Raw genomic sequence first — 24867 nt, forward strand, 5'->3', positions numbered from 1 at the left:
CTTGAGTTAACGCTTGAACGGTTGCGGCTGCTGCTGAGCCAGTTCAACCGGTGCATCGGTCTTGTTCGACCACAGGCTCTGGGCATAACCGGTGGTCACGACGCCCAGACCAAACAAAATAACCAAAATCCATAGTAAATCCGGCTTACGTTGCATCGATTGCCCCCCTTTCAGGCACCTCGTACACGATGACAACAACGTTCCAAAGTAGTCCGTTGCAGCTGCGTCAAGCTTAAAAGCGCGCATTCTGCGGTAACGTGAACCAACACGCAAACCTTGACGCCAACCGACTGTCGGTTTGTCATGCAATTGCCCGACAACTTACCCAATGCCTTTTTCAGGAGCCCAACCATGGCCTACTGGCTGATGAAATCCGAGCCCGACGAACTCTCCATCAACGGCCTGGAAAAGCTCGGCGAAGCGCGCTGGGACGGGGTACGCAACTATCAGGCGCGCAACTTTTTGCGCGCCATGGCCGTGGGCGACGAGTTTTTTTTCTATCACTCCAGTTGCCCGGAGCCAGGGATTGCCGGCATCGGCAAAATCATCCGGGCCGCCTATCCGGACCCCACTGCGCTGGAACCAGAAAGCCACTATTTCGACGCCAAGGCCACCCCGGAGAAAAACCCGTGGAGCGCGATCGATGTCGCACATGTGCAAACCTTCTCCAAGGTGCTGGGGCTCGGCTATCTAAAACAGCAAACTGCACTGGCTGAAATGCCGCTGGTGCAAAAGGGCAGTCGGCTTTCGGTCATGGCGGTCACACCGGAGCAGTGGGCAGCGGTCCTCCAGTTGCTTTAATTGAAACTGGCTTCTTGCGGTGCCTGTCAGGGCCTCTTCGCGGGCAAGCCCGCTCCCACACTGGAAATGCGAACCCCTCTGGGAGCGGGCTTGCCCGCGATAGTCGCGCAGCGACTTACTGGATGATCAGGTTGTTGAACAGCAGGTCTTCTACCACTGGCTTGCCGGTTTCATCATTCATCACCTGCTGCGTTTGCTTCAACGCTTCCTGACGCAGCTTTTCCTTGCCTTCCACACTGCTCATGGTCTCGTTGGTCTGCTGGGTAAACAGCGCCACCAGTTGGTTGCGAATCAACGGGTCGTTGGCCTTGACCAACTTCGCCGCCTCATCACCCGTCACGCGCAGTGCAATGTCGGCTTTGTAGACCTTGAGCTTGGCGGTGCCATCCAGGCCGTAATTGCCCACGAACGGCGGGCTCAGGCTGATATAGCTGACCTTCGGCGCCTCGCCCTCTTTGGCCTCTTCGGCCTGGGCTGCCATCGGCAAGGTCAGGGCCAGCATCAACAGGATCCACGCTTTCACAGTTCATTCCTCGAATTCGGTTGCCGGGTAGCATAACGCTAGCAAGGCTGAGCACAAGCTTATGGGGGCTTATCAGGCGCGGGCATGCTCGTTGACCCACGGGCGTACCCTCCTACACTTATCGGCCACGACGCCAAAAGGAATAGTCCGATGAAAGCTGTGCTGTGCAAAGCCTTCGGCCCCGCCGAAACCCTGGTGCTGGAAGAGATCGCCAGCCCCGCGATCAAGAAGAACGAAATCCTGTTGGACGTGCACGCGGCCGGGGTGAATTTCCCGGACACGCTGATCATCGAAGGCAAATACCAGTTCAAGCCGCCCTTTCCGTTCTCACCCGGTGGTGAAGCGGCAGGCGTGGTCAGTGAAGTGGGTGAGAAAGTCAGCCATCTGAAAGTCGGTGACCGTGTGATGGCGCTGACCGGCTGGGGCAGCTTTGCCGAGCAGGTCGCGGTGCCCGGCTATAACGTGCTGCCGATCCCGCCGAGCATGGATTTCAACACCGCCGCCGCCTTCAGCATGACCTACGGCACCTCCATGCATGCGCTGAAACAACGCGCCAACCTGCAACCTGGCGAGACCCTGCTGGTGCTTGGCGCGTCCGGCGGCGTGGGCCTGGCCGCCGTGGAGATCGGCAAGGCCATGGGCGCCCGGGTGATTGCCGCCGCCAGCAGCGCCGACAAGCTCGCAGTGGCCAAGGCGGCCGGCGCCGATGAGCTGATCAACTACAGCGAAGCCAGCCTCAAGGATGAGGTCAAGCGCCTGACCGATGGCAATGGCGCTGACGTGATTTACGACCCGGTGGGGGGTGACCTGTTTGACCAGGCCATTCGTTCGATCGCCTGGAATGGGCGCCTGTTGGTGGTGGGTTTCGCCAGCGGGCGTATTCCTGAACTGCCGGTGAACCTGGCGTTGCTCAAGGGCGCAGCGGTGGTCGGGGTGTTCTGGGGTTCGTTTGCCCAGCGCCAACCGCAGGACAATGCAGCGAATTTCCAGCAGTTGTTCACCTGGTATGGCGAGGGCAAGCTCAAGCCGTTGGTGTCGCAGGTGTATCCGCTGGAACAGGCCGCCCAGGCGATCAATGATCTGGGACAGCGCAAGGCAGTGGGTAAAATAGTTGTCCAAACCCGATAACACACCTGAAATGCAATCCATGTGGGAGCTGGCTTGCCTGCGATAGCGGTGGGTCAGCTGCTACAGATGAAGCTGACCCACCGCTATCGCAGGCAAGCCAGCTCCCACAGTAGTTACTTCGCGGTCTTAGGACCTAACCACGACCATCACTTATCTATAGGCGACATGTTCGTAAAAGAACATGCAATTGCTCTCGTTTCCTGTGTTTGCGGATAAGAAGCGATGCTATTTTCGGTAACGAAACTGTAACATTCGCATCCGCAGTCAAAACAAGAAATTTGGAGCTCTTGAATGTTTGCTTTCTTTCGTCCTGCCGCACACCAGGCGCCCCTGCCTGAAGAAAAAATAGACAGTACCTACCGACGGCTGCGCTGGCAGATCTTCGCGGGTATTTTCTTTGGTTACGCCGGCTACTACCTGCTGCGTAAAAACTTCTCCCTGGCCATGCCCTACCTGATCGACGAGGGTTACACCCGTGGTGAACTGGGCCTGGCAATGTCGGCGATCGCGATTGCCTACGGTTTGTCCAAGTTCCTGATGGGCCTGGTGTCCGACCGCTCCAACCCACGTTACTTCCTGCCCTTCGGCCTGCTGGTTTCGGCGGGGGTGATGTTCATTTTCGGTTTCGCGCCTTGGGCAACGTCCAGCGTGACCATGATGTTCATTTTGCTGTTCATCAACGGCTGGGCCCAGGGCATGGGCTGGCCGCCAAGTGGGCGGACCATGGTGCACTGGTGGTCGCAGAAAGAACGCGGCGGCGTGGTGTCCGTGTGGAACGTGGCGCACAACGTCGGCGGCGGCCTGATCGGCCCGCTGTTTCTGCTCGGCATGGCGTGGTTCAACGACTGGCATGCGGCGTTCTACGTGCCGGCCACCGTGGCCCTGGCGGTGGCGGCGTTTGCCTTCATCACCATGCGCGACACCCCGCAATCGGTGGGCCTGCCGCCTATCGAGCAGTACAAGAACGACTATCCGGAAGGTTACGACGCCAGCCACGAAGACGAATTCAGCGCCAAGGAAATCTTCGTCAAGTACGTGCTGCGCAACAAAATGCTCTGGTACATCGCCTTCGCCAACGTGTTCGTCTATCTGTTGCGTTACGGCGTACTGGACTGGGCGCCGACCTACTTGAAAGAAGCCAAGCACTTTACGGTCGATAAGTCGTCCTGGGCGTACTTCTTCTACGAGTGGGCAGGTATCCCGGGTACGCTGCTATGCGGCTGGATGTCGGACAAGATCTTCCGTGGCAACCGCGGCCTGACCGGCATCGTGTTCATGGCCCTGGTGACAGTGGCAACCCTGGTTTACTGGCTCAACCCGCCGGGCAACCCGATGATCGACATGATTGCGCTGTTCTCCATCGGCTTCCTGATCTACGGCCCGGTGATGCTGATCGGCCTGCAGGCACTGGAACTGGCTCCGAAGAAGGCCGCCGGTACCGCAGCGGGCTTCACCGGCTTGTTCGGTTACCTGGGCGGTTCGGTAGCGGCAAGTGCCGCCATGGGCTATACGGTTGACCATTTCGGCTGGGACGGCGGCTTTGTACTGCTGATCAGCGCCTGCGTACTGGCGATCGCGTTCCTGATCCCTACGCTGTGGCACACCAACAGTGTCAGCTCGGCGCGTTAACCGCCCAGGCAATCCTTGGCACAACGCTTGAGCCGCGCCTCCAGGTTTTTATCTGGCATGGCGTGGCTACGCAGGGCGTTCACGGTCTGCTCGACATAATCGCGAGTCGTACCGTAACGCCCGCAAGCGCTTTGCAGTACATGATTAAGCACGATATCGGGCAAGTTGCCGGCATAGCTGGGCAAATGCCGCTCCAACACAAACCCCAACGCCTGGACGGTGCTGCCATCTTCCAATCGGCAACTGAGCCAGTGCGGCCGGTACGAGGGGTAAGGCATCTCACGCTGCCACAGGGCGTAAAGCGAGGCCTCCAACTGGTCCTCCGGCAAGCGGTAGGCAAACCCGCTGCAGGAACCACCGCGATCCAACCCAAACACCAGCCCCGGCAGCTCCGGCGTACCGCGATGCTCGTGTGACCACAAATACAAGCCACGGTGATAACCGTGAACCCGTGCACGCACCCGCTCGGTCGACGAGCATTCAGGGCGCCAGATCAGCGAACCATACGCAAACAGCCACACCGGCCCACCCTTGTGCCGAGCCATGGTGGCTTGCATCGAGCTCATCAATTGTTCGTGAGTGAGTTGCGGCCCCAGATCGAGCCGCGGAGGGTAAGCCAATTGCAGAAGATCGGTTTCAATGGCGGTCATGGCGAAAAGCGGTGCGCCTCCTGTGTGTTACCAGTTGTAAGCGACTTTACCGTAATAGAACGCGCCGCTGTAACCGTACGGCGAAAAAGTGCTGTAGGCGAGGTTGCCGCCGCTGCTGGCGAAGGCGTTAACCTTCTCCGGGTACTTATCGGTGACGTTGTCGCCACCCAGGGTGAAGGTCCAGTTCTTCAACTTGTAATCCGCTGACAGGTCCAGCACCCAGGCGGCCTTGAAGGTCTGATCGTTGACCTTGTCCGTCTGATAACTGGTGAACTCACCATAGCGCACCAGGTTAGTGTGCAGCGCCCAATTACCGAAGGTGAAGTCATTGCCCAGGCTCAGCTTGTGCTGGGGCGTGGTATCGCCCAGCAAACCGATACGCTCGCGGCGGTCCACCCGCACCAGGTTGGCCCCCAGGCTGTCGAGAATCGCGGGGTTGGCTTTCACGTCGGTGACTTTGGTGTGGTTGTAGTTGTAGCCCACGGTACTGTTCCAGCGAATGCCGTTATCGAGCTGGTAGCGATAGTTGGCTACCAGATCGACGCCATCGGTGCTGGTGTCCGTGGCGTTGGTAAAGTAACGGGCCGTGGTGTAGTTGATATTGCCGACGCCATTGGCTTGCAGGTAGGCCACCGTGGCCGGGTTGAGATTGAGGTTGGACGACAGGCTGATGCGGTCGCGGATGTCGATGCGGTACACATCGAGCGTGACGGTCAGGTCATCGGCCGGCTCGAGCACCAGGCCGAGGCTGTAGTTGCGCGACTTTTCGGCCTTGAGGTCTTCGGCACCCAGCAGGCGCGCGACCTGACTGTTGGCCGGGAAGGTGCCGGCTTCCTGGATGGTGCTACCGATCAACTGCGATGAGGTGTAGGCAAAATTCTGCTGGGCCAGGGACGGCGCACGGAAACCGTTGGAGATGCTGCCGCGCACGGCCACCTGGGGGGTGAAGTCATAGCGGGCCGACAGCGAGCCGCTGACGTTGGAACCAAAGTCACTGTAATCCTCATGGCGCACGGCAGCCGAGGCGCTGAGCTTTTCGGTGAAGTTGGTTTCCAGGTCCAGGTACTGCGCCCAGTTATGCCGCGTGCTGGTACCGGCATCGGCATCGCGGAAACCACCCAGGCCGGAGCTGCCGGTCTGGTAATAGGACGCGGGCTCGCCCGCCTCGATTTCATAGCCCTGATGCAGGTACTCACCGCCGAACGCCACAGAGACCGGATACGGCAGAAAGCCCACATCGAATTCACGGGACAGGTCCAGGCTGACTTGCTTCTGATCGTTGCTCAGTGTGCCGTTATTGAATTTACGCGGCGTCGCCAGGCCCAGTGAGGTGTTGATGGTTTCAGTCCCCAGTTCGTACTGGTTCTTGCCGTAGTTGGCCGACAAGTCGTAATGCCAGTCGTAGGCCAGCAGGCCGCGCAAGCCCACCACCAGCGAGGTGTCTTCCAGGTTGCCTTTGATCAGTGGCAGGTAGCCGTTGGGGTTGAGCGCCTTGATGTTGTTGGACGCGTTGCTTGCCCGGTAGAAGGCTGCCGTTTCACCGCGCCGCTTGCTGTAGCCACCGAAGGTGTAGAACTCGGCGGCATCGTTGAAGGCATACTCCGAGTTGAACTGGAATTTGCCTTCATTGGTGGCCGGCTCACCTTGGCGGAACACACGCTGGCCGTAAGTAGTAGAGCCGATGCTGCCGGGGCGGTAGTCGTTGCCGGCGCGGTTGGTGTAATCGTTGTCGGCGCCTTCGGCAGACAGGTTGATAAAGCCATTGTCGCCCAATGCCAGGCCCGTATTACCGCTGACATTACGCTGGATACCGTCACCCTTTTTGTACTCGCCAAACTTGCTGGAAACCGAGCCGCCATGGTCGGCGTGCTTGAGGATCACGTTGATCACCCCGGCGATCGCATCGGAGCCGTAACGGGCAGAAGCGCCGTCGCGCAGCACCTCGATATGGTCCACCGCCGACAGCGGGATGGCATTCACGTCTGCCGGAGCCGAACCGCGCCCAACCGCACCGCCCAGATTGACGAAGGCACTGGTATGGCGACGCTTGCCGTTGACCAGTACCAATACCTGGTCCGGCGACAAGCCGCGCAACTGCGCCGGACGCACGAGTTCGGCGCCGTCCACCAGGCTTGGTCGGGGGAAGTTGATCGACGGGATCAGGCGCGCTAATACGGCACCCAGCTCATCGGAGCCGGTGCTGCGCAGGGTTTCACCGGAGATTACGTCGATTGGCGACAGCGATGCACTGGCGGTGCGCTCTTGGGCGCGGGTGCCGGTGACGATCACGGTGTCGAGTTTAGGTGCATCAACCGCAGATGTTTCGTCTGCAAGAACTGGATTGAATCCCACAACCGTCAGCAAATTTGCCGACAAAATCGCCGTGTATAGCGCGTGTTTCCTGTAGCTGCCCATACCGCTCCCCTTTGAATCAAAAATAGAACTGCAATGCGCGAAGTTCGTACGATCGATCCGGCTGGCGGGCGGTGGCGGTCAGTATCTGGTTATGGTCGATGAAGTCGGTAGTCCGTTGAGATATAGCTTAAAGATATTCATAAACCAGAATAAATACCTTAAAAGAATAAGCAAAAGCATAAGCACACTCGCCCATTCGTCAGGATCCACGCGGCTAATCCCGGTACTTTCAGCCCCGGTTCAGCCTGGGCGGGTGCCAAGCCGTCAAACTGACGCGCCTATAACGACCCACTTAGCCGCTCATCAAATCGACTACCGAGGTCGCCCATGAAAAAATTCCGATTGCCTGGCCTGCTATTGCTTGCCCAGGCCACCACAGCACTGGCTAGCGAAACGCCAACGGTCACTGACGACAAAGGCTTCTGGTACGCCCAGACCAGCATCTACACCCGGCACTTTGCACCCGACCCGCAACACAACAACAAGCAGGACTTGATCGGCCTGGAGCGCAATGAGGCGTCGGGCCTGGTGTATGGCGGGGTGACCTTTCGCAACTCGTTCCGCCAACGCTCGTACTACGCCTATGCGGGCAAGCGCTATGACATGGCCGACTATCCGGTGTATGCGAAGTTGACCGGCGGGCTGATCCAGGGCTATCGCGGCGAGTATCGCGACAAGATCCCATTGAATCGTTTTGGCGTAGCGCCAGTGATCATTCCATCGGTGGGAACGCATTACGGGCCGGTGGCGGCTGAGCTGGTATTGCTCGGGTTCAACGCGGCAATGGTGACGACTGGAGTGCGCTTCTGACACAGCACGGTCGCGGGTGGGAGCTGGCTTGCCTGCTCCCACATTATTCAGCGCAAGGTGTTAGGGCCTTGGGGCGTAGGCAAACACGTCAGCGCGCATCCGGTGAGCATCCATACCGGCGTCGACCAATGCATCCAAGGTGCCATAAATCATCGCCGGTGAGCCGCTGGCGTAGACATGTACCGTGTTGAGGTCGGCAATGTCTTCGCACACTACCTCATGCAGCAAACCGCAGCGCCCTTCCCAGCCACACAGGTCGCTGACCACTTTGTGCAGGAACAGATTGGGCAATTGCAGCCACTGATCCCAGTGCTCGATCTGGTAGAAATCTTCCGGGCGCCGTACGCCCCAATACAGGTGCACCGGGTGCTTGAAGCCCGAAGCGCGGCAGTGCTCGATCAGACTGTGCATCTGCGCCATACCGGTACCGGCGGCCATCAGCACCAGCGGCCCGTCCGGCAACTCGGCCAGGTGGGTGTCACCGAACGGCAGTTCCACACGAGCCATCTGGTTGCGCTGCAATTGTTCGATCAGGTTGCGCGCACTGTCTTCGCGCACCAGCACATGCAGCTCCAACTCACGCCCGGCATGGGGCGCAGAAGCCAGAGAAAACGCCGACTTTTCGCCGTTCTCCCGTTCGAGCATCAAGTATTGCCCGGCGTGGTAACGCACCGCCTTACCGGCCGGGGCGCGCAGGCGCACACGCCAGACATCGCCGCCGACTTCCACGCACTCGATCAATTGGCATGACAATTTGCGCAACGGCAACTCTCCTGGCGCCAGTACGCCATCCCACAACACAATGCAGTCTTCCAGGGGCTCGGCGATGCAGGTGTAGAACTCACCATGATCGCGCACTTCCCCGGCTTGGCGTACCCGGCCCTCCACCAGCAACGCCGCACAGACATGGCACACGCCATTGCGACAGGCCTGAGGGCACTCATAGCCCAGGCGACGGGCGCCCTCGAGGATTCGCTCGCCAGGGGCCAGTTCCAGCACAGCACCGGAAGGTTGCAGGGTTACACGCATCAATCTATTCCCAATTCTTTCCAGATCGCATCGACCCGCGCCGTGACGGCTTCATCCTTGACGATCACCCGGCCCCACTCACGCGTGGTTTCGCCCGGCCATTTGTGCGTGGCATCCAGGCCCATCTTTGAGCCAAGGCCCGATACCGGCGACGCGAAGTCGAGGTAGTCGATAGGCGTGTTGTCGATCATCACCGTGTCGCGCTTGGGATCCATGCGCGTGGTGATGGCCCAGATCACGTCGTTCCAGTCCCGGGCATTGATGTCGTCGTCGGTGACGATAACGAACTTGGTATACATGAACTGTCGCAAAAACGACCACACACCGAGCATTACCCGCTTGGCATGCCCCGGATACGACTTCTTCATGGTGACGATGGCCATGCGATACGAACAGCCCTCGGGCGGCAGGTAGAAGTCGGTGATCTCAGGGAATTGCTTTTGCAGGATCGGCACGAACACTTCGTTGAGCGCCACACCGAGGATGGCCGGCTCATCGGGCGGACGGCCTGTGTAGGTACTGTGGTAGATCGGCTTGACCCGATGGGTGATGCGCTCGACGGTGAACACCGGGAAGCTGTCGACTTCGTTGTAGTAACCGGTGTGGTCGCCGTACGGGCCTTCATCGGCCATTTCACCTGGGTGAATCACGCCTTCAAGGATGATTTCGGCGGTAGCCGGCACTTGCAGGTCGTTACCGCGGCACTTCACCAGCTCCGTGCGATTACCGCGCAACAAGCCGGCGAAGGCGTACTCGGAGAGGCTGTCAGGTACGGGAGTGACGGCACCGAGAATGGTCGCCGGGTCGGCACCCAGGGCCACGGACACCGGGAACGGCTTGCCGGGATGCTTCTCGCACCACTCACGAAAGTCGAGGGCGCCGCCACGGTGGCTGAGCCAGCGCATGATCACTTTGTTACGGCCAATGACTTGCTGACGGTAGATACCGAGGTTCTGGCGATCCTTGTTCGGGCCCTTGGTGACAGTCAGGCCCCAGGTGATCAACGGGCCGACGTCGCCGGGCCAGCAGGTTTGCACCGGGAGCATGGCCAGGTCGACATCATCGCCTTCAATGACCACTTCCTGGCACACCGCGTCCTTGACCACCTTGGGGGCCATGGCGATGATCTTGCGGAAGATCGGCAGTTTGGACCAGGCGTCCTTCAAGCCCTTGGGCGGCTCGGGCTCCTTGAGAAAGGCCAGCAGCTTGCCGATCTCACGCAGCTCGCTGACGGACTCGGCGCCCATACCAAAGGCCACGCGCTCGGGAGTACCGAACAGGTTGCCCAGCACCGGGATATCAAAGCCGGTCGGGTTTTCGAACAACAGCGCCGGGCCCTTGTTGCGCAAGGTGCGGTCGCAAATCTCAGTCATTTCCAGCACCGGAGAAATCGGCATCTGGATACGTTTCAACTCTCCGCGCTGCTCAAGTTGCTGCACGAAATCCCGAAGATCCTTGAATTTCATTAACCATGCCACCCGTAAAATAGGCGTACATCCTACCTGCTCTGAGGGCGGCTGGCAGCTTAATTGGCCGTCAATCCACGTGATTGCAACGAACTGAACAACGGTTCCAGGAAGGCTTCGATGTGTCGCGCGCCGACGTCCGAAAGATGGTTATCGTCGGTATACAACGCGCGGCCATTGAGTTCGACCCGGCACAACCCATCGGCGCCGCACAGTAATGGCGCGGGGTCCAGCACCGCGACACCGCTGTCGGCAGCCGCCAATTCATCAAACAATTGCGTGATAAAGGCCTGGCGCTTCACATGCTCGGCCACGGCGAGCCCTTCACCGTCCACGGGCCGGTTCATCATGGCCAGGCGGCTGAGACGGTAAGGCACGATGATTTCCTGCAGCGGCACTTCCTTGACCAACCAGACCTTGTGGCCGGCAGCGCGCAAGTCCCGAATGCGCTCGCGCAGGCCCTGGGCAAAGCGTTGTTCGGCGACGGCACGCACATACTGGCCGGTGCCAGGATCTTTGAGTGCATGCTCCTTGTCACCGGACATTTGCCCATACACATACAGGCTCCAGCGGGCGGCCAACACCACATCGCTGAACGTCTGCTCAGCCATGGCCTTCTCGACGCGACGGTTGAAATGCGCACAGCGGGCGATATTTTCCAGGCCATCAAGGGGAATACAGCCGGCAAAACTGGCTTCGACCAGGCTGATATCGTGACGATCAGCGCCTTCTTTGAGTGCCGGTATCAGCGCGGTTGCGTGACTGTCGCCCCATACCAACGCCGAAACCGATTGGTCTTTCGGGCCGAAATGGCAGAACAAGCGTTCATCGGGCGTATCTTTGTCGGCCATGCACGCCAGCAGGTCAGGGCTCCACTTCTTGGCCTGGGCAAAACGCAACGCCTGTTCGGACAAGCGCGAAGGCACGCCGTCAGCTTCGCGTATCGCAAGGCCAGTGAAGCCCAGCCCCAGAATGCCGACCATGGCTGACGCCAGAATTGCCTTACGCGAAGCCAGCAAACGTTTTTCTCGGAACGGCGTTTCCACGAAGCGCCAGGACAGATAGCCCAGCACCAGCGAAAGCAGCATCAGCCCCGCCAGTTCCAGCGCGCTCAAGCCATCCACCGCGGCGTAGTTGGCGTACACGAATACCGGCCAATGCCAGAGGTACCAAGAATAGGAGATCAGCCCGATACCCACCATGATCCGCGTGCCCAACAGGCGAGCGACCCAAGTCTGTTGCTGGCCGTTGGCCCAGATCAACCCGACCACACCCAGCACAGGCAACAACGCAGTCGCGCCTGGAAACGGCGTTTTCGCGTCGTAACCCAATACAGCGATGAGGATCAATGCAAGGGAAGCCAGGCTGATTCCTTGCGCCAAGGCCAGCGAGGCGCGCCATTCACGCTTGGGCTGCACCGCCAGCATCGCACCGGCCAGTAGCTCCCAGGCCCGCAGATGCAACAGGAAGAAAGCTTTCTGTGGCTCATGCTGAACCGCCCAGACGCTCATGCCAAACGACGCCAGCAGCACCGCGAACAATGCCAGGCGCCAGTGCTTCAAACGGCTGGAAAGCAAGGTCAACAGCAATGGGAAGAAAATATAGAACTGCTCTTCTACCGCCAATGACCAGGTATGCAACAGGGGTTTGATGTCTGATGAAGCATCGAAATAGCCGTGCTGGCGCGAGAACAACAGGTTCGAGGTAAAGGTCACCTGATAATGCGCAGACCGCCCCAACTCTTCATAGTCCTTGGGCGCCAACAGAAACCAACCCACTGCCAGTGTCGCCGCGATCATCACAAACAGGGCCGGCAAGATACGCCGGGCACGGCGAGCCCAGAAGTCGATGAAGCTGAAGCGTCCGGCTTGACGCTCACGCCAGATAATTGACGTAATCAGGAAGCCCGAGATGACGAAAAAGACGTCAACGCCAACAAAACCGCCAGTAATGCCAGGGACACCAAAGTGGAACAACACGACTGCAAGGACAGCGATGGCACGCAGGCCATCGATGTCTCTGCGGTAAGCAAGGGTGGTCATAAGAATGTGGTCAGTCTGCGACGAAAGGGATGAGCGAGGTCACGCGTCAATTTTTGTTACTTAACGGATACTTATGCCACAAAAATCGCAGAATCTCGACGCAAAAAAAATGGCGCCCCATTAAGGGCGCCATTTTTTTGGACCTGAAACGCTGTATTACTTGCGTTTCATCGACAGGAAGAACTCGTCGTTGGTCTTGGTGGTTTTCAGCTTGTCGATCAGAAACTCGATGGCAGCGACTTCGTCCATCGGGTGCAGCAGCTTGCGCAGGATCCACATACGCTGCAGTTCGTCGTCTGCGGTCAGCAGCTCTTCGCGGCGGGTGCCGGAGCGGTTGATGTTGATCGCAGGGAACACACGCTTTTCAGCGATGCGACGGTCCAAAGGCAGTTCCATGTTGCCGGTACCCTTGAACTCTTCATAGATCACTTCGTCCATCTTCGAGCCGGTTTCAACCAGCGCGGTGGCGATAATGGTCAGCGAGCCGCCTTCTTCGATGTTGCGCGCAGCACCGAAGAAACGCTTTGGTTTTTCCAGGGCGTGGGCATCGACACCACCGGTCAGCACCTTGCCGGAGCTCGGGATCACGGTGTTGTAGGCGCGGGCCAGACGGGTGATGGAGTCGAGCAGGATCACCACGTCTTTCTTGTGTTCGACCAGGCGCTTGGCCTTCTCGATCACCATTTCGGCAACCTGCACGTGGCGGGTTGGCGGCTCATCGAACGTCGAGGCAACCACTTCGCCGCGCACGGTGCGCTGCATCTCGGTCACTTCTTCCGGACGCTCATCGATCAACAGTACGATCAGGTGAACTTCAGGGTTGTTACGTGCGATGTTCGCTGCAATGTTCTGCAGCATGATCGTTTTACCGGCTTTCGGCGGTGCGACGATCAGGCCACGCTGGCCTTTGCCGATTGGAGCGCAGAGGTCAATCACACGACCGGTCAAGTCTTCGGTGGAGCCGTTACCGGCTTCCATCTTCATGCGCACGGTCGGGAACAGCGGCGTCAGGTTCTCGAAGAGAATCTTGTTTTTCGCGTTCTCGGGGCGATCGAAGTTGATCGTGTCGACCTTGAGCAGGGCGAAGTAACGCTCGCCTTCCTTCGGAGGACGGATCTTGCCAACGATGGTGTCACCGGTGCGCAAGTTGAAGCGACGGATCTGGCTCGGCGAGACGTAGATATCATCTGGGCCGGCGAGATAGGACGCATCTGCAGAGCGGAGGAAGCCGAAGCCGTCCTGGAGAATCTCCAGCACGCCATCACCGGAGATTTCCTCGCCGCTTTTCGCGTGCTTCTTGAGCAGGGAGAAAATCACGTCCTGCTTGCGCGAACGGGCCATATTTTCTATGCCCATTTCTTCGGCCAGTTGGAGCAGGTCGGTAATCGGCTTTTGCTTGAGTTCAGTCAGATTCATATAGGAATGACGTAATCATTTATGGAGGGGGGAAATTAAGCTTTTGGCTTAATGAGGCCGCGCCGCAGAGAAGGCGACAGGATCGCGTACTAATCGAAAAGGAATGCGTCGGCGACGGCTTGCAGGGGGCAGTGGAGAAACCACTGCGGGGCCGAATGTACCACCTGGATTTCGGAGCGTCTAGCCCTGTTTTACGAAAAAGCCCCGCAATTTGCGGGGCTTTTTTGACGACGCTTAGAGGCTCGCGTCGAGGAAAGCTTGCAACTGGGACTTCGACAGAGCACCCACTTTAGTCGCTTCGACATTGCCGTTCTTGAACAGCATCAGGGTCGGGATACCACGCACGCCATGCTTGGCCGGGGTGTCCTGGTTCTCGTCGATGTTCAGCTTGGCAATGGTCAGCTTGCCTGCGTAGGTGGTTGCAATGTCGTCCAGGACCGGAGCGATCATTTTGCAAGGGCCGCACCATTCAGCCCAGTAGTCAACCAGCACCGGGCCGTCAGCCTTGAGGACTTCGGCTTCAAAGGTCGCGTCGGTGACGTGCTTGATAAGATCGCTGCTCATGGATGTCTCCGGATTGTAAGCAAAAAAAACGTTGCCCATCATAGCCGCCCTTCCCCTGTTCAGGAAGCCGCGTCTGATTGAGTCTTGCTATGAGGTTGAATGAGCGTGGGTATGACTCTGTCACGGCGTGGCGGGCGTCATGAACGCAATGCCCGTGCGCAACGCTGCATTACGTATATGTTCCTGCATGGTTTTCTGCGCCGCCGTACTGTTGCGGCGGGCCAGGGCGCGCAGGATTCTGCGATGTTCCTGCCAGGTTTCCATGGCCCGTTCCGGCCGGATGAACGGTAGCTTCTGACTTTCCAGAAACACCTCGGCGCTGGCGCTCAGGATGCTCACCATGGCCTGGTTACCGCTGGCCAGCAGAATACGCTGATGAAATTCGAAGTCCAGGCGGGCGGCCGCTTCGAAGTCGCCCGCCTTGAGCACTTTGCGCATGGCTTGGACGTTGTCTTGCAGGCTGTCCAGTGCATCGAGGGTCAGTGTCACTGCTGCCAACCCCGCCGCAAACCCCTCCAAGGCGTAGCGCAGCTGGAAGATATCCGGCGGCGTGGCCTGCGCCGCGAAGGGCCAGGCGAACCCCGGTGCCTCTTGCACGTCCTGCACGAACACGCCCTTGCCCGGCTGCACGTTGACCACGCCCAAAGCGCTGAGGGACGACAGCGCCTCACGCAACGACGCCCGGCTCACCCCCAATTGCAGGGCCAGGTCGCGCTGGGATGGCAGTGCGTCGCCCGGCCCAAAGCCTTGCTCCTTGATCAGTTTGCGGATGGCCTGCAAGGCCGCTTCCGGTACGGCTTGGGCAATGGAATTCATAAAAAGCTCAGGGTTCCCGATAGCGTGTGTGACCCGTTGTAAAACTATTCATAGCTGGCTGCAAGCCACGCCCCAAAGGCGCTCGCGGCTTTTTGCAAACGCTCGAAAAGGGTGCGGGAAACCTGACCACTGTTCAGACCAGTAAGACCACTGCACCTCAACAAACATCAGCCTTGCAGACGATCCGAACGGTGCTGGCATGGGCTGTGCACTGGGCAAACTCAGAAAATTCCTTCGCCTTTTTCGGAGAGTTGCCATGACCAAGCGCTACAGCGCCCTGCTCACTGCCCTGTTTGCCAGCCTGATGCTGAGCCAGGCACCCGCCCAGGCGAGTGGTCTGGATGACATCGTCGCCCGTGGCACCCTGAAGGTTGCCGTCCCCCAGGACTTCCCGCCGTTTGGTTCGGTCGGCCCTGACATGCAACCCCGGGGCCTGGACATCGACACCGCCAAGCTGCTGGCCGACCAACTCAAGGTCAAGCTGGAACTGACGCCGGTCAACAGCACCAACCGCATACCGTTCCTCACCACTGGCAAAGTCGACCTGGTTATTTCCAGCCTGGGCAAGAACCCCGAGCGCGCAAAGGTCATCGACTTCTCCAACGCCTACGCGCCGTTCTACCTTGCCGTGTTTGGGCCGCCTGATGCCGCCATCGCCAGCCTCGACGACCTCAAGGGCAAGACCATCAGCGTGACCCGTGGCGCCATCGAAGACATCGAGCTGACCGCGGTAGCGCCCAAGGAAGCCACGATCAAGCGTTTTGAAGACAACAACTCCACCATCGCCGCCTACCTGGCCGGCCAGGTCGACCTGATCGCCAGTGGCAACGTGGTCATGGTGGCCATCAGCGAACGCAACCCCAAGCGCGTACCGGCACTGAAGGTGAAACTCAAGGATTCGCCGGTGTACGTAGGCGTGAACAAGAACGAGCCGGCGCTGCTGGAAAAGGTCAACCAGATCCTGGTGGCAGCCAAGGCTGACGGCAGCCTTGGGAAAAACGCGATGCAGTGGCTCAAAGAACCGCTGCCTGCCGACCTCTGACGCGGAGCTCAAAGATGGCCTATCAATTCGACTTTGTGCCGGTGCTGGCCAATACCGACCTGCTCCTGCGTGGCGCGCTGTTCACCCTTGAGCTGACGGCCATTGGCGCCATCCTCGGCGTGGCCCTGGGCACTGTCGGCGCCGTGGTACGGGCGTGGAAGATCCAACCGTTTGCGTGGGTCTTTGGTGTGTATGTCGAGTTGATCCGCAACACGCCGTTCCTGGTGCAACTATTCTTCATCTTCTTCGGCCTGCCATCCCTCGGGTTAAAAATTACCGAGTGGCAAGCCGCCGTGCTGGCGATGGTGATCAACCTGGGGGCCTACTCCACCGAGATCATCCGTGCCGGCATCCAGGCCATCCCACGGGGGCAACTGGAGGCGGCCGCGGCACTGGCAATGACGCGCTTTGAAGCGTTTCGCCATGTGGTGCTGCTGCCGGCCCTGGGCAAGGTGTGGCCCGCCCTGAGCAGCCAGATCATCATCGTGATGCTCGGTTCGGCGGTGTGTTCGCAGATTGCGACTGAAGAATTGAGCTTTGCCGCCAACTTTATCCAGTCGCGTAATTTCCGTGCCTTTGAAACCTATGCCCTGACCACCCTGGTGTACCTGTGCATGGCGCTGATGATTCGCCAATTGCTCAACTGGATCGGCCGACGGTTTGTCATGAGGAACAGCCGATGAGTGATTTTTCGTTCTGGGACATTGTGCGCAACCTGCTGACCGGCCTGCAATGGACGCTGTTGCTGTCATTGGTGGCGTTTGTGGGCGGCGGCCTGATCGGCTTATTGGTGATGACCCTGCGCATCAGCCGCAAAGCGTTCTCACGCAATATGGCCCGCACCTATATCGAACTGTTCCAGGGCACGCCACTGCTGATGCAGCTGTTCCTGGTGTTTTTCGGCGTTGCCCTGCTTGGCGTGGACATATCGCCCTGGCTGGCAGCGGCAATTGCCTTGACCCTGTTTACCAGTGCCTACCTGGCTGAAATATGGCGCGGTTGCGTCGATTCCATTGCCCACGGCCAATGGGAAGCCTCGGCCAGCCTGGCCCTCAACCCGCTTGAACAACTGCGCTATGTGATCCTGCCCCAGGCGCTGCGCATTGCTGTCGCGCCGACGGTGGGCTTTTCGGTGCAGGTGGTCAAAGGCACCGCCGTGACCTCGATCATCGGCTTCACCGAACTGACCAAGACGGGCGGCATACTCGCCAACGCCACCTTTGAACCCTTCATGGTCTACGGCCTGGTGGCCCTCGGTTACTTTTTGCTCTGTTACCCCTTGTCCCTCAGTGCGCGCTACCTGGAAAGGAGACTGCATGCCTCTGCTTAGAATTTCTGCCCTGCATAAGTATTACGGCGATCACCACGTACTCAAGGGCATCGACTTGACGGTGGACGAAGGCCAGGTGGTCGCGATCATCGGCCGCAGCGGCTCGGGCAAGTCCACCTTGCTGCGCACCCTCAATGGCCTGGAGTCGATCAACGACGGTGTAATCGAAGTCGATGGCGAATACCTCGACGCCGCCCGCGCCGACCTGCGCAGCCTGCGGCAGAAGGTCGGCATGGTGTTCCAGCAATTCAATCTGTTCCCGCACCTGACCGTGGGCGAGAACGTGATGCTGGCGCCGCAAGTGGTGCAGAAAGTGCCCAAGGCCAAGGCCGCCCAACTGGCCAGGCAGATGCTGGACCGGGTCGGGCTGGGCGAAAAATTCGACGCCTTTCCCGATCGCCTGTCCGGCGGCCAGCAACAGCGCGTCGCCATTGCCCGCGCCCTGGCCATGTCGCCCAAGGTGCTGCTGTGCGACGAGATCACTTCAGCCCTGGACCCCGAACTGGTCAATGAAGTGCTGAGCGTGGTGCGCCAACTGGCTCAGGACGGCATGACCCTGATCATGGTGACTCACGAAATGCGTTTTGCCCGTGAGGTCGGCGACAAGCTCGTGTTCATGCACCAGGGCAAGGTACATGAAACCGGTGACCCGAAGGTACTGTTCGCCAACCCGAAAACGGCCGAGCTGGCTAACTTCATTGGCTCGGTGGAACAGCCGGGCTAACCAGTTCGAAACGGCCCTGCCCTTCAAGGTGGGCCTGCGTGCGTACCACCAACGCGTCGAAGGGCAGTTCGGTGTCGATATCGACCTGGGCGGTGAGCCTGCGCCCTGTCACCGGCACACCTGAGACTCGCGCAATCAAGGCCTGGCCGGGTAACAACTGGCCGCTGGCCGACTCATCAGGTGCTTGAGCAGACGACCAGCCGACTGCTCGCCCGTCGACCTGGGCATGCTTGAGACGCAAGCGCAAACGCCCCTCACGACCAAACCGAAACCCTTGCCCATCGGCAGGCGCTGCGACAAAACGCAGGGCCATTGCCGCCGGCTCCGCGCAGAGCACGGTCATGCTGAACGTGCGGGTAGCCAGCACCACAGTGGCATTTTCAACCACTGCATCCCGGTATATCGGCCCATAGTCGATGCGCGACTGGCTCAGCGATAGCCGACAGTTTTCAGCTTGCGCATCAAGTGCTGCCAGCAACATGCATAACAGGGCCAAGGGCAGGCTTGCACGCTTAACCACCCTGGCACACCGCCGATACCGCTTCATAGAATTTGTCATTGTCAGGCTTGGCCTCGGGGTCGATGTGCAACAGGCAAGTGGAAGAGTCCGGCAATGAAACTTTCAGGCTTTGCGACTCGGAGACGTCGTTGAGGAAAATCATGCCCTCGCCCACCACACTGGTGATGAAGCGATTGCCCTTGCCCAAGACCGAGGCGCCCTGAGGCAATGGTCGGCCGTGCTGATCGTTGGCGGTTACCAGCATCCGGCGTACTTTCACCACGTCAAAATCCACGTTATTGAACGAGCCTCGGCCTGCCGCAAGGACCTGGGTGCCGTTTTTCAGGTCCACCCGTTTGGGCAAGGAAGGGGTCTGCACCTGGACGCGGCTGTTGGTGTAGGCCGGCAAGCCGGCGATTACCGCCTGGCCGCTGAAGTCGGTCCATACCGGGCCTTGTGGCGTCTCGACTTTCGCCGAGCCGATATCGCCGACCGAGACGATGCCGAACGTGTCCTGCACGCTGTAGGGCGAAAAGGTCAGCCCGCCTTCGTGAGCCACCGCACCACCCTGCCATTGGCCGGTGTAGCTGGTGCCCAGCGGGTCACGGCTAACGCCCAGGCCCACTCGCGTATAGCGTGGCAACAAGTCCACTTGCCCACGCAACGATTGCTCCCTGGCCCGCATGTCACGCTCAACTCCCACTTCGTAGTTCACATACTCGTTGACCCGCTCGCTCAGTGCAGTGCCCGCGGTAAATTGCTCCCCACGGCGGCTGGTGTAGCTGCTCACACGGCGATCGCCGCCCAGCGGCACGCTGACCTGCAACCGCAGGGACACATCGTTATCCACGGCACGATCACGCCGGCTGCCTGTATAGGTGGCGTCACGGCCAGCCCGTGAACCACCTACCTGTGAATCAGCGATCAGCGCCACATCGGCATGGCCAAACGACTTGTTCCATGAGGCAAACACATGCTCGCTGGTTTGCCCGCCAAATTGAGCGCTGCGGGTGTAATTCAAAGAAAATACGCCCAGCGTGGGGTCGGCCCAGCTCACGCCCGCGGTGTACTGGTTTTTAAAGTGGGAATCGAGATCATCGGCCCTGAGCGACTGGCCCACTTCAGTGACTTCACGGTAACCACGCGTCTGGGTAGTGGCGCTGAGGTTGACGTCGATATTGGCCCCGACCGGGCTGCTCAGTGACAGGCTGCTGCGTGAGCCGGACACGGCTTTCTGGCTGTCCCGGGACAGGTTATGGCGTGCGTTGACAGAAACCCGCTGGAAAAACACGCTGCTCAGGGAGCCCCCTGCCGCCCAATAGTCATCGGTACTCAACAAGCCAAAACCCGCAGACGAGTGGCTCCCCAGCCCCCAGGTACCACTGCCCATGGCGATCACCGGTGAAGGCCCTTCCTCACCCGCCGTTCTGCGCAACTCGCCCACCGACAAATAGTATCCAGGCGCCGCCGGGGTAGCCCCCGCGAACGATGCCGCCGGCACCACGAAACTGCGCTTGGCACCCCGCACGTCAATTACACTGACCTCAAGGTCGCTGGTGGTGTTAAGCAGGGGCAAGCCCGTCAGCCGGAACGGTCCTTCAGGCACCAACGTACTGTGGACCAACACACCGGACTGGCGTATTTCGACCCGCGATTGGCTTTGGGCCAACCCCTCGACCACTGCGTTATTGTCGCCTGCGGGTGTTCTGGCCTGCCCATCGGGGGAGAACTGCACGCCCGACAGTTGGATCCCGCCAAACAACGGGTTATTGCTGGAGATCTGGCCTGCCTGGAACGTCGACTGCAACCCGGCGATATCCCGCTGGGCATAAGCGTGCAAGTGTTCGGTACGGGTCTGGCCGTTGTCAGACACATAGAACTGACGGCTGCGGACAATCCAGTCGTCGAGGTTGAAGCCCGCCTCTGTATAAGCCGACACGAACCGGCTGGGCCCACTGCGCAAATGGCTGTCGTAACCCAGCACGTCATAGTTGAACAACGCTGCCGCGCCACCGTGGGAAAAATTCCCGCTTTCCCACTGGGATTCGCGCAAGGCCTGGGTCGGCACCACCAGTACCACTTCGTCGTTACCGGGGCGCAGCCGCACCATCGTCGCCGGGAATGCGCCGAGAAAGTCATGGCAGGCCTGGTCGGGCCTGGCGCCGGGCTGCAGGATTGTGCCGGGTTTAACCAGCCCGGCCTTCTCAAGTAAACCTGGGGTGAAACACAACTCACCCTGCGAACCAAACCGGGCATCCACCCGCCCAAGCGGGTTGCCATTGACCCGCAACCCCACCACCTGGACACCTTCGCGAAAGCGCGCCGCACTGCGAAAGTAATCGGCAACCTTGGGGTCTATGCCGTGGGTTGTGAGGGCCGCCAGGTCAAACCCTTCCCCGAGTTCCAGCGCGGTCGCCATACCAGGCAGACTCCAGAGCGCCGCAAAGCCGATGGATAACGTGGATCGACCGGGCCAGGCAGTACCGGCAATGTCGCGCCTCGAAGGAAGCCTCATGAACCGATCAACCTTCATCGGTGATGACCGGCGCTCGGTAGCTGTCTACCGAAAACCCGTAGACCGTGGCGGGCTGGATCTCTACTTGAGCCACATTGCCCAGAGTACCTTCGCCCTTCGCCACCAATGCCTCACCCGGCAAGATGTAAGTGCGCGGCAATGTCGCCAGTGTGCCTTGTGGCAGCAGCTGCACATCTGGCGCCAGGCGCACCACATAGGCGCTGTCGTTGTGGACGCTGAGCCGGTCCCCGACGCGCTTCCACGTCAACAATTCCCACGGCGTATGGTGTCGCGGCAGGCCTTGGGGGTGCAGGATCAGCGGCAAATTCTGCCGCAGGGTGATGCCAATGGTCGCACCACCCGCAGCCCGCGCCTGGGGGATGCCCTCAAACGACACGCGCTTGAGCCGCTGGGTCTTGAGCGGCTGTTTCAGGGTGCTGATAAAACGCACCAGCTGGGTGTCGCCTGCCTCCACACGGGTAACTGGCGGTGTGACAATCAGTAGCGGCTCCAGGTCTTCAGGCACATTCTCAACCACGGAATGCAGCAGCGCGGGCCCCGCATCGGTGTTCTTGATACTCAGGGTGGCTTCGCCGTCCTCTTCATAAAGCACCACCACTGTTGTTTCCGGTAACATACCGTCGGCGGTGGCAACAGCACTAAAAAAAAGATGCCACAGCCATACACAACTTATTAAAAAACCACGCACTCAGTATTCCCCTCAACTCATGCCATTGACGATTGGCAATCGCGCAGCCATAGAAAAACAGCCAATAAGAAAGGGTTAGTTTCTTGATCGGCTGCTTTCAGTTATTTAGATGTAACTCAATACAAGCGTGGCGCGCCCATCAATGGAAATGTCGCGGCTTAAATCCAGATCCCGAGCCTTGTTGATTACCGCTTTCACCGCGAGCGTACCGGTCAATTGGCTGATAGCGGCAGGGGTAATCGTCGTGCCATTACGCCAAGAGTACTGGCTCGGCGACTGGGCCACTTTGCCATCGCTGTTGTACCAGGCCCCCAGGCCGCTGCGCATGATCGGAAACAGCGTTGTGCCGGAGGACCTGAGGTCCTTGAGAGTCACCGAATAGCCACCGGTACGCCGGGCGCCTACCATACCCAAACCATAGTTCTGTGCTTCGGTGAAGCCCGCGCCGAGGATGCCCGTCACCTTGCTGCCCGCTTGCAGGTCGGTAAACGTGAGCCCGAACCTGGCAGGCGTGGTGCCGCAATTGATCACCAGCGAAGTGGTCCTCTCTTCGCGCGGGTTAAACGCTGTTTGGGACAATTCGCCCGAGCGAATCGTGCCGTAGTCGATGATGCCACTGCCCGCCAGGCTGAGGTTGCAGGCAGCAGGTGTAATGGTGCCCCTGACGACCAACTGCGCACTGGTGGTTGCCTGGGCATTGAGGGTTGCAGCCAGGCACACCATACCGACGGTTAATCCAATAATTTTTTTCATGCTCGTCCTGTCATTAGGAATTAACAGGCGTTCTTTATTTTGGTTTTAGCGACTCCGTCGCTCAACGCTTTATCTTCCGTAACACAAAACTATAAATAAATAACACCCAGGCAGAATTGCCGAATGACAGTCTGGCGCCTTGGTGCCTGGCAAAAAAATCAGACAACACGGTATTTGCTGTGGGCCGTATTAAATTAGGCAACGGCTTTAATCGATCAGCAAAGTAGTCCTCTGACTGAAATCGCATGATCTACAGCCCCGATCACTGTAAGCAATGTCATACACAACTTACGACGACATACAGTTAAAACGTCTTACGGTATCGGATTGCCTATTCGTTTAAAGCTTGCGAAGCTGCCCTGCACTTCCCAGAGATTTCCCTACAGACAGCATCGGTCCAATTACCGAAGCACAACGCGTTGGCGTCAGCGGTCGATCGTGGCACGATGGCAAGGTTATCGACCGAGATCCTCAAACCATGCCGCAATCCCAAGCCAAGAATCTGTCCTTGATCGCCGCCATCGACCTGGGCTCCAACAGCTTTCATATGGTCGTGGCCAAGGCCCAGAACGGTGAGATCCGCATCCTTGAGCGGCTCGGCGAAAAAGTGCAACTGGCCGCCGGGATCGACGACGAGCGCAAGCTCAATGAAGAATCCATGCAGCGCGGCCTCGATTGCCTCAAGCGTTTTGCGCAACTGATCAACGGCATGCCCCCTGGCGCAGTGCGTATCGTTGGCACCAATGCCTTGCGCGAGGCCCGCAACCGCAACGAGTTCATCCATCGCGCCGAGGAAATCCTCGGGCATCCGGTGGAGGTCATCTCGGGCCGTGAAGAGGCTCGCCTGATCTACCTCGGCGTGTCACACACACTGGCCGATACGCCCGGCAAACGCCTGGTGGCAGACATTGGCGGCGGTAGCACCGAGTTCATCATCGGCCAGCGTTTCGAACCGCTGCTGCGTGAAAGCCTGCAGATGGGATGCGTGAGTTTCACCCAGCGTTATTTCAAGGATGGCAAGATCACTCCGGCGCGCTATGCCCAGGCCTACACCGCAGCGCGTCTGGAAATCATGAGCATCGAACACGCCTTGCACCGACTGACCTGGGATGAAGCCATCGGCTCGTCCGGCACCATCCGTGCCATCGGCCTGGCCTTGAAAGCCGGTGGCCATGGCACCGGCGAGGTGAACGCCGAGGGCTTGGCGTGGCTCAAGCGCAAGTTGTTCAAGCTGGGGGATGCAGAGAAAATCGACTTCGATGGCATCAAGCCCGACCGCCGTGCGATTTTCCCTGCGGGCCTGGCAATTCTCGAAGCCATCTTCGACGCCCTCGAACTGCAACGCATGGACCACTGTGACGGCGCCCTGCGCGAAGGCGTGCTCTACGACCTGCTGGGCCGGCACCACCACGAAGACGTGCGCGAGCGCACCCTCAGCTCGCTGATGGAGCGTTATCACGTTGACCTGGAACAAGCCGCACGCGTGGAGCGCAAAGCCCTGCACGCGTTCGACCAGGTGGCCGAGGACTGGGACCTGGAAGACGGCGTCTGGCGCGAGTTACTCGGCTGGGCAGCCAAGGTGCATGAAGTCGGCCTGGACATCGCCCACTACCATTATCACAAGCACGGCGCCTACCTGATCGAACACTCGGACCTGGCCGGTTTCTCCCGGGAAGACCAACAGATGCTCGCGCTGCTGGTACGCGGCCATCGCCGTAATATTCCCAAGGACAAGTTTGCCGAATTCGGTAAAGACGGCATCAAGCTGATTCGCCTGTGCGCGCTGCTGCGCTTTGCGATCCTGTTCCACCACATCCGTGGCACCCAGGAAATGCCGCAGGTCAAACTGCATGCCGATGGCGACAGCCTGGAAGTGATGTTCCCCAAAGGCTGGCTGGATGAAAACCAGCTGACCCAGGCGGACTTCGCCCAGGAAGCGGAATGGCTGACACGGGTGGGGTTCAGCCTGAACCTGCGCTAAAGCCCACTGCAAAACAAATGTGGGA

General features: G+C 59.4%; 23 protein-coding genes. 9 read left to right on the forward strand and 14 right to left on the reverse strand.

Annotated features, from left to right (window positions below; genetic code table 11):
- Positions 1-6: 6 nt before the first annotated feature.
- Complete coding sequence (locus BOP96_RS30015; RefSeq protein WP_010207387.1) at positions 7-156, reverse strand: hypothetical protein; 150 nt, start codon at positions 154-156, stop codon at positions 7-9.
- 195 nt (positions 157-351) lie between these two features.
- On the opposite strand from BOP96_RS30015, the gene BOP96_RS03660 reads away from it, so the two are divergent.
- Positions 352-801, forward strand: coding sequence for an EVE domain-containing protein (locus BOP96_RS03660; protein WP_014720412.1), 450 nt, complete (start codon positions 352-354; stop codon positions 799-801).
- Between the two features lie 115 nt (positions 802-916).
- On the opposite strand, the gene BOP96_RS03665 is transcribed toward BOP96_RS03660, so the two are convergent.
- Positions 917-1324, reverse strand: a complete 408-nt coding sequence (locus BOP96_RS03665; RefSeq protein ID WP_014720413.1) for a flagellar basal body-associated protein FliL — start codon at positions 1322-1324, stop codon at positions 917-919.
- Between the two features lie 150 nt (positions 1325-1474).
- Between BOP96_RS03665 and BOP96_RS03670 the strand changes: the two genes are divergently transcribed.
- Together BOP96_RS03670 and glpT are read left to right on the forward strand one after the other, a co-directional pair.
- Positions 1475-2452, forward strand: a complete 978-nt coding sequence (locus tag BOP96_RS03670) for an NADPH:quinone oxidoreductase family protein (RefSeq protein ID WP_019817790.1) — start codon at positions 1475-1477, stop codon at positions 2450-2452.
- A 291-nt stretch (positions 2453-2743) separates the two neighbouring features.
- Complete coding sequence (glpT, locus tag BOP96_RS03675; protein WP_014720415.1) at positions 2744-4081, forward strand: glycerol-3-phosphate transporter; 1338 nt, start codon at positions 2744-2746, stop codon at positions 4079-4081.
- On the opposite strand, the gene BOP96_RS03680 is transcribed toward glpT, so the two are convergent.
- Positions 4078-4731 carry a gamma-glutamylcyclotransferase gene (locus BOP96_RS03680; RefSeq protein WP_014720416.1) on the reverse strand — a complete coding sequence of 218 codons (654 nt, stop codon included), beginning with the start codon at positions 4729-4731 and terminating at the stop codon, positions 4078-4080. The genes glpT and BOP96_RS03680 overlap by 4 nt on opposite strands.
- Before the next feature lie 27 nt (positions 4732-4758).
- Positions 4759-7146 carry a TonB-dependent receptor plug domain-containing protein gene (locus tag BOP96_RS03685; RefSeq protein ID WP_073451859.1) on the reverse strand — a complete coding sequence of 796 codons (2388 nt, stop codon included), beginning with the start codon at positions 7144-7146 and terminating at the stop codon, positions 4759-4761.
- A gap of 327 nt (positions 7147-7473) precedes the next feature.
- On the opposite strand from BOP96_RS03685, the gene BOP96_RS03690 reads away from it, so the two are divergent.
- Positions 7474-7956 (forward strand): hypothetical protein, encoded by a 483-nt coding sequence (locus tag BOP96_RS03690; RefSeq protein WP_014720418.1) that lies wholly within the window; start codon positions 7474-7476, stop codon positions 7954-7956.
- 60 nt (positions 7957-8016) lie between these two features.
- Here BOP96_RS03690 and BOP96_RS03695 read toward each other — a convergent pair whose 3' ends face one another.
- The 6 genes from BOP96_RS03695 to BOP96_RS03720 form a co-directional block, all read right to left on the reverse strand.
- Positions 8017-8985 (reverse strand): CDP-6-deoxy-delta-3,4-glucoseen reductase, encoded by a 969-nt coding sequence (locus tag BOP96_RS03695; protein ID WP_003195327.1) that lies wholly within the window; start codon positions 8983-8985, stop codon positions 8017-8019.
- Positions 8985-10451: a 4-hydroxy-3-polyprenylbenzoate decarboxylase gene (gene ubiD / locus BOP96_RS03700; protein WP_003195329.1), complete on the reverse strand. Its 1467-nt coding sequence runs from the start codon at positions 10449-10451 to the stop codon at positions 8985-8987. The genes BOP96_RS03695 and ubiD overlap by 1 nt, the downstream gene beginning before the upstream one ends.
- A 59-nt stretch (positions 10452-10510) precedes the next feature.
- Positions 10511-12493 carry an acyltransferase family protein gene (locus BOP96_RS03705; RefSeq protein ID WP_073451861.1) on the reverse strand — a complete coding sequence of 661 codons (1983 nt, stop codon included), beginning with the start codon at positions 12491-12493 and terminating at the stop codon, positions 10511-10513.
- A gap of 156 nt (positions 12494-12649) precedes the next feature.
- Entirely contained in the window at positions 12650-13909 is a 1260-nt protein-coding gene (gene rho, locus BOP96_RS03710; protein ID WP_003176825.1) for a transcription termination factor Rho, read from the reverse strand.
- 234 nt (positions 13910-14143) lie between these two features.
- Positions 14144-14473 (reverse strand): thioredoxin TrxA, encoded by a 330-nt coding sequence (trxA, locus tag BOP96_RS03715; RefSeq protein WP_014720421.1) that lies wholly within the window; start codon positions 14471-14473, stop codon positions 14144-14146.
- A gap of 120 nt (positions 14474-14593) precedes the next feature.
- Entirely contained in the window at positions 14594-15289 is a 696-nt protein-coding gene (locus tag BOP96_RS03720; protein ID WP_014720422.1) for a FadR/GntR family transcriptional regulator, read from the reverse strand.
- Positions 15290-15545: 256 nt separating this feature from the next.
- Between BOP96_RS03720 and BOP96_RS03725 the strand changes: the two genes are divergently transcribed.
- Genes BOP96_RS03725 through BOP96_RS03740 form a run of 4 tightly spaced genes read left to right on the forward strand, consistent with a single transcriptional unit; the run spans position 15546 to position 18385 of the window.
- Positions 15546-16331 (forward strand): transporter substrate-binding domain-containing protein, encoded by a 786-nt coding sequence (locus BOP96_RS03725; protein WP_014720423.1) that lies wholly within the window; start codon positions 15546-15548, stop codon positions 16329-16331.
- 14 nt (positions 16332-16345) lie between these two features.
- Positions 16346-17014: an amino acid ABC transporter permease gene (locus BOP96_RS03730; RefSeq protein ID WP_014720424.1), complete on the forward strand. Its 669-nt coding sequence runs from the start codon at positions 16346-16348 to the stop codon at positions 17012-17014.
- Positions 17011-17661 carry an amino acid ABC transporter permease gene (locus BOP96_RS03735; protein ID WP_073451863.1) on the forward strand — a complete coding sequence of 217 codons (651 nt, stop codon included), beginning with the start codon at positions 17011-17013 and terminating at the stop codon, positions 17659-17661. Before BOP96_RS03730 ends, BOP96_RS03735 begins: the two co-directional genes overlap by 4 nt.
- Positions 17648-18385 (forward strand): amino acid ABC transporter ATP-binding protein, encoded by a 738-nt coding sequence (locus BOP96_RS03740; protein WP_032902243.1) that lies wholly within the window; start codon positions 17648-17650, stop codon positions 18383-18385. The genes BOP96_RS03735 and BOP96_RS03740 overlap by 14 nt, the downstream gene beginning before the upstream one ends.
- Here BOP96_RS03740 and BOP96_RS03745 read toward each other — a convergent pair.
- The 4 genes from BOP96_RS03745 to BOP96_RS03760 form a co-directional block, all read right to left on the reverse strand.
- Positions 18357-18932, reverse strand: a complete 576-nt coding sequence (locus tag BOP96_RS03745; protein WP_138726204.1) for a hypothetical protein — start codon at positions 18930-18932, stop codon at positions 18357-18359. The genes BOP96_RS03740 and BOP96_RS03745 overlap by 29 nt on opposite strands.
- On the reverse strand, positions 18898-21399 hold the full coding sequence (locus BOP96_RS03750; protein ID WP_175562973.1) for a fimbria/pilus outer membrane usher protein: 2502 nt from the start codon (positions 21397-21399) through the stop codon (positions 18898-18900). The genes BOP96_RS03745 and BOP96_RS03750 overlap by 35 nt, the downstream gene beginning before the upstream one ends.
- A 7-nt stretch (positions 21400-21406) precedes the next feature.
- Positions 21407-22093 (reverse strand): fimbria/pilus chaperone family protein, encoded by a 687-nt coding sequence (locus BOP96_RS03755; protein WP_093114399.1) that lies wholly within the window; start codon positions 22091-22093, stop codon positions 21407-21409.
- A gap of 120 nt (positions 22094-22213) precedes the next feature.
- On the reverse strand, positions 22214-22861 hold the full coding sequence (locus BOP96_RS03760; protein WP_014720430.1) for a DUF1120 domain-containing protein: 648 nt from the start codon (positions 22859-22861) through the stop codon (positions 22214-22216).
- A gap of 478 nt (positions 22862-23339) precedes the next feature.
- Between BOP96_RS03760 and ppx the strand changes: the two genes are divergently transcribed.
- Positions 23340-24842: an exopolyphosphatase gene (gene ppx, locus BOP96_RS03765; protein ID WP_003195352.1), complete on the forward strand. Its 1503-nt coding sequence runs from the start codon at positions 23340-23342 to the stop codon at positions 24840-24842.
- The last annotated feature ends 25 nt before the right edge of the window (positions 24843-24867 follow it).

Source organism: Pseudomonas sp. FSL W5-0203 (genome assembly GCF_001896155.1).
GTDB lineage: Bacteria > Pseudomonadota > Gammaproteobacteria > Pseudomonadales > Pseudomonadaceae > Aquipseudomonas > Aquipseudomonas paracarnis.

What these genes read in the sequence shown, in the direction of transcription:
- BOP96_RS03735 (WP_073451863.1), top strand. Translation starts at nt 17,011, where the DNA reads ATGAGTGATTTTTCGTTCTGGGACATTGTGCGCAACCTGCTGACCGGC.
- BOP96_RS03690 (WP_014720418.1), top strand. Translation starts at nt 7,474, where the DNA reads ATGAAAAAATTCCGATTGCCTGGCCTGCTATTGCTTGCCCAGGCCACC.
- BOP96_RS03750 (WP_175562973.1), bottom strand. Translation starts at nt 21,399, where the DNA reads ATGAGGCTTCCTTCGAGGCGCGACATTGCCGGTACTGCCTGGCCCGGT.
- BOP96_RS03725 (WP_014720423.1), top strand. Translation starts at nt 15,546, where the DNA reads ATGACCAAGCGCTACAGCGCCCTGCTCACTGCCCTGTTTGCCAGCCTG.
- ppx (WP_003195352.1), top strand. Translation starts at nt 23,340, where the DNA reads ATGCCGCAATCCCAAGCCAAGAATCTGTCCTTGATCGCCGCCATCGAC.
- glpT (WP_014720415.1), top strand. Translation starts at nt 2,744, where the DNA reads ATGTTTGCTTTCTTTCGTCCTGCCGCACACCAGGCGCCCCTGCCTGAA.
- BOP96_RS03760 (WP_014720430.1), bottom strand. Translation starts at nt 22,861, where the DNA reads ATGAAAAAAATTATTGGATTAACCGTCGGTATGGTGTGCCTGGCTGCA.
- BOP96_RS03705 (WP_073451861.1), bottom strand. Translation starts at nt 12,493, where the DNA reads ATGACCACCCTTGCTTACCGCAGAGACATCGATGGCCTGCGTGCCATC.
- BOP96_RS03745 (WP_138726204.1), bottom strand. Translation starts at nt 18,932, where the DNA reads ATGAAGCGGTATCGGCGGTGTGCCAGGGTGGTTAAGCGTGCAAGCCTG.
- BOP96_RS03720 (WP_014720422.1), bottom strand. Translation starts at nt 15,289, where the DNA reads ATGAATTCCATTGCCCAAGCCGTACCGGAAGCGGCCTTGCAGGCCATC.
- BOP96_RS03660 (WP_014720412.1), top strand. Translation starts at nt 352, where the DNA reads ATGGCCTACTGGCTGATGAAATCCGAGCCCGACGAACTCTCCATCAAC.
- trxA (WP_014720421.1), bottom strand. Translation starts at nt 14,473, where the DNA reads ATGAGCAGCGATCTTATCAAGCACGTCACCGACGCGACCTTTGAAGCC.
- BOP96_RS03685 (WP_073451859.1), bottom strand. Translation starts at nt 7,146, where the DNA reads ATGGGCAGCTACAGGAAACACGCGCTATACACGGCGATTTTGTCGGCA.
- BOP96_RS03670 (WP_019817790.1), top strand. Translation starts at nt 1,475, where the DNA reads ATGAAAGCTGTGCTGTGCAAAGCCTTCGGCCCCGCCGAAACCCTGGTG.
- rho (WP_003176825.1), bottom strand. Translation starts at nt 13,909, where the DNA reads ATGAATCTGACTGAACTCAAGCAAAAGCCGATTACCGACCTGCTCCAA.
- BOP96_RS03740 (WP_032902243.1), top strand. Translation starts at nt 17,648, where the DNA reads ATGCCTCTGCTTAGAATTTCTGCCCTGCATAAGTATTACGGCGATCAC.
- ubiD (WP_003195329.1), bottom strand. Translation starts at nt 10,451, where the DNA reads ATGAAATTCAAGGATCTTCGGGATTTCGTGCAGCAACTTGAGCAGCGC.
- BOP96_RS03680 (WP_014720416.1), bottom strand. Translation starts at nt 4,731, where the DNA reads ATGACCGCCATTGAAACCGATCTTCTGCAATTGGCTTACCCTCCGCGG.
- BOP96_RS30015 (WP_010207387.1), bottom strand. Translation starts at nt 156, where the DNA reads ATGCAACGTAAGCCGGATTTACTATGGATTTTGGTTATTTTGTTTGGT.
- BOP96_RS03730 (WP_014720424.1), top strand. Translation starts at nt 16,346, where the DNA reads ATGGCCTATCAATTCGACTTTGTGCCGGTGCTGGCCAATACCGACCTG.
- BOP96_RS03695 (WP_003195327.1), bottom strand. Translation starts at nt 8,985, where the DNA reads ATGCGTGTAACCCTGCAACCTTCCGGTGCTGTGCTGGAACTGGCCCCT.